The organism is Candidatus Aquarickettsia rohweri (assembly GCF_003953955.1).
In the GTDB taxonomy this organism is placed as follows: Bacteria; Pseudomonadota; Alphaproteobacteria; order Rickettsiales; family Midichloriaceae; genus Aquirickettsia; species Aquirickettsia rohweri.
Window position 1 is genome coordinate 1 of the sequence record NZ_RXFM01000116.1, and the last position, 3,694, is coordinate 3,694.

The 3,694-nt window shown below is 40.0% G+C and carries 1 protein-coding gene and 2 rRNA genes; all 3 read right to left on the bottom strand.

The genetic code is table 11. From position 1 onward, the window contains the following. Positions 1-160 precede the first annotated feature (160 nt). Positions 161-277, bottom strand: a 5S ribosomal RNA gene (rrf, locus tag EIC27_RS06470). 86 nt (positions 278-363) lie between these two features. Continuing rightward, a 23S ribosomal RNA gene (locus EIC27_RS06475) occupies positions 364-3,131 on the bottom strand. Between the two features lie 333 nt (positions 3,132-3,464). Then, positions 3,465-3,694, bottom strand: a 230-nt coding sequence (locus tag EIC27_RS08465) for a transposase domain-containing protein (protein ID WP_205702304.1), incomplete at its 5' end; no start/stop codon positions are given.

Consider the following 3,694-nt stretch of genomic DNA (forward strand, 5'->3'; position numbering starts at 1 on the left):
TCCAAAAGAGTTAGTAAATTTACTTCCATATAATATTGATAAAAAAATATCATCAAATTAAATTTTTTTTAGAATTATCAAAAAACTTAAGAAACCCAAAGAAAGGCGGATAATACTTGTCAAGATGGGGATATTTTAGCGTTTACAGCCTAGTTTATAGGAATGGCAACGACCTACTTTCCCATGCCTTAAGACAAAGTACCATCGGCGATGAAGCTTTTCACTTATGAGTTCGGAATGTGGTATCAAGTGTTTCATCTTCTCTATGGCTGCCACACCAATAAACTAGGCTTTTTATAATAAGATATTGTTTTTTTCTATACCCTAGGTAAACAAAAATTGCACTATATACGCACTATGTATTAGCAAAATTCAATTGTGCTATTAGTACTGGTCAGCTTAATAAATTACTTTACTTACACTTCCAGCCTATCAACGTGATAGTCTATCACGGCACTATAGGGAAAATTAGTTTTGAGGTGGGTTTCCCGCTTAGATGCTTTCAGCGGTTATCCCTTCTATACTTAGCTACTCAGCATTGCTCCTGGCGGAACAACTGATACACCAGAGGTATATCCAACTTGGTCCTCCCGTACTAAAGTCAGATCCTCTCAATTTTCCTTACACCTACGGCAGATAGGGACCGAACTGTCTCACGACGTTCTGAACCCAGCTCGCGTACCACTTTAATTGGCGAACAGCCAAACCCTTGGGACCTTCTTCAGCCCCAGGATGTGATGAGCCGACATCGAGGTGCCAAACGAACTCGTCGATATGGACTCTTGGAGTTCATTAGCCTGTTATCCCCGGAGTACCTTTTATCCGTTGAGTGATGGTCCTTCCACGCAGAACCACCAGATCACTATGACCGACTTTCGTCTCTGCTCGACTTGTCAGTCTCGCAGTCAGGCAAGCTTATGCCATTGCACTCTTTGGGCTGATTTCCGACCAGCTTGAGCTTACCTTCGCACACCTCCGTTACTCTTTAGGAGGTGACCGCCCCAGTCAAACTACCCACCATACACTGTCTCAAAACTGGATTCACAGTTTTTGGTTAGATATCAAAAATCAGAAGGGTGGTATTTCAAGGATGACTTCACTACAACTGGCGCCGTAGCTTCAATGTCTCCCACCTATCCTACACATCTAATTCCTAATATCAATGTAAAGCTATAGTAAAGGTTCACGGGGTCTATCCGTCTAACCGCAGGGACTCCGCATCTTCACGGAGAATTCAATTTCGCTGAGCTAATGTTGGAGACAATGGAGAAATCGTTACGCCATTCATGCAGGTCGGAACTTACCCGACAAGGAATTTCGCTACCTTAGGACCGTCATAGTTACGGCCGCCGTTTACTTGGGCTTAAGTTCGAAGCTTGCACATCTTACCTTAACCTTCCAGCACTGGGCAGGCGTCAGACCCTATACTTCCTCTTTCGAGTTTGCAGAGCCCTGTGTTTTTGATAAACAGTCGTTTCTCCTTGGTTTGTGCCACCTAGATATAGTTGCCTATACTAGGTCATCTTTTTCCCGAAGTTACGGATGTAATTTGTCTAGTTCCTTCAACATTATTCACTCTACGCCTTAGTATACTCTACCTGTCCACCAGTGTCGGTTTGGGGTACGGTCTATATGCTAAAGCTATTTCCTGGAAATTCTTGGCTGCATTATGAATCCAATAGCACAATACAACTTCTAAATTTCGTCACTTTTAGCAGGCTCACGAATATTTACGTGATTCCCATCGATTACGCTTCTCAGCCTCATCTTAGGAGCCGGCTAACCCTGCGCAGATTAACTTTACACAGGAACCCTTGGACTTTCGGCGGGAGTGTTTTTCACACTCCTTTACGCTACTCATGTCAGCATTCTCACTTGTGATGTCTCCAGCAAATTTCACAATTCACCTTCACAGACTTACACAACGCTCCGCTACCGCTTATAGTATAAATACTATAAACTCATATCTTCGGTGTATAATTTAGCCTCGTTACATTTTTGGCGCAAAGTCGCTATTAGACTAGTGAGCTGTTACGCTTTCTTTAAGGGATGGCTGCTTCTAAGCCAACCTCCTAGTTGTTTTGGCGTCTTCACATTCTTTCACACTTAATTATATCTTAGAGACCTTAGATGATGATCTGGGCTGTATCCCTCTCGGCTATGGACCTTAGCACCCATAGCCTGTCTGCTGTTCTATATTCATTAGTATTCGGAGTTTAGTTAGGTTTGGTAAGGCTTTTGACACCCCTAGCCTATCTAGTGCTCTACCCCTAATGATAAACGAACAACGCTCTACCTAAATAGATTTCGCGGAGAACCAGCTATTTCCGAGTTTGATTGGCCTTTCACCCCTAACCACAAGTCATCCCACAATTTTGCAACATTGTTGGGTTCGGTCCTCCATTGGGTATTACCCCAACTTCAACCTGCTCATGGCTAGATCACTCGGTTTCGGGTCTAATGCATCTAACTATATTCGCCCTATTCAGACTCGCTTTCGCTGCGGCTACATCTAACGACTTAACCTTGCTAGATACACTAACTCGCTGACCTATTATACAAAAGGTACGCCGTCACACGTCTTCTTTCCGAAAAAAGAATTATGCTCCGACAGCTTGTAAGTGTTTGGTTTCAGGTTCTATTTCACTCCTCTTATCGAGGTTCTTTTCGCTTTTCCCTCACGGTACTGGTTCACTATCGGTCAACAAATAGTATTTAGGCTTGGAGGGTGGTCCCCCCATATTCAAACAGGATTTCACGTGTCCCGCTTTACTCATGCTTTTAATAATTTTTTACCTATACAGGACTATCACCTTCTACAGTTATTTTTTCCAAAATATTCTAGTTATAATTACTAAAAGACTGGCCTTTTCCACGTTCGCTCGTCACTACTAGCGGAATCTCGGTTGATTTCTTTTCCTCTGGGTACTAAGATATTTCAGTTCTCCAGGTTCGCTTTTTAAGGCTATATATTCATCTTAAAATATCAAGTAAACTTGATGGGTTTCCCCATTCGGAAATCTACGAATAAACGGTTATTGACACCTACTCGTAGCTTATCGCAGTCTATCACGTCCTTCATCGCCTTTTGTTGCCTAGGCATCCACCAAACACCCTTATTATAATTTTGCTATTACAAATAGCGCATATAGAGCAATTTTTGTCTCAGCTTGTTGTTGTAAAAAAACAATATCTTATTAACTTTTTCAAAGAAAACAGTATGAAAGTTATACGTAAAAGTTTATCATTCGTCAATAGATTATTTACTATTTACTTAAATAAATTTTATTATAAAGTTCTTACCGATAAATCTAATAGCGCTTACAGATCAATTATTAGGAGATAAATTTGGGAATAGCACTCTTTTAGATGTAGCAATGTAAACGCTAAAATATCCCCATCTTGACAAGTATTATCCGCCTTTCTTTGGGTTTCTTAAGTTTTTTGATAATTCTAAAAAAAATTTAATTTGATGATATTTTTTTATCAATATTATATGGAAGTAAATTTACTAACTCTTTTGGATCAGAATAATCATGAATATGATTCAGCAAATATTTTAAATAATCATAAGGATTAATCTTATTTACTTTGCAAGTTTCAATAATACTATAAATATTTGCACTAGCTTTAGCACCCTTAGTTGTTGCACAGAACATCCAATTTTTTCTGCCAACTGCAAATGGTTTTATAC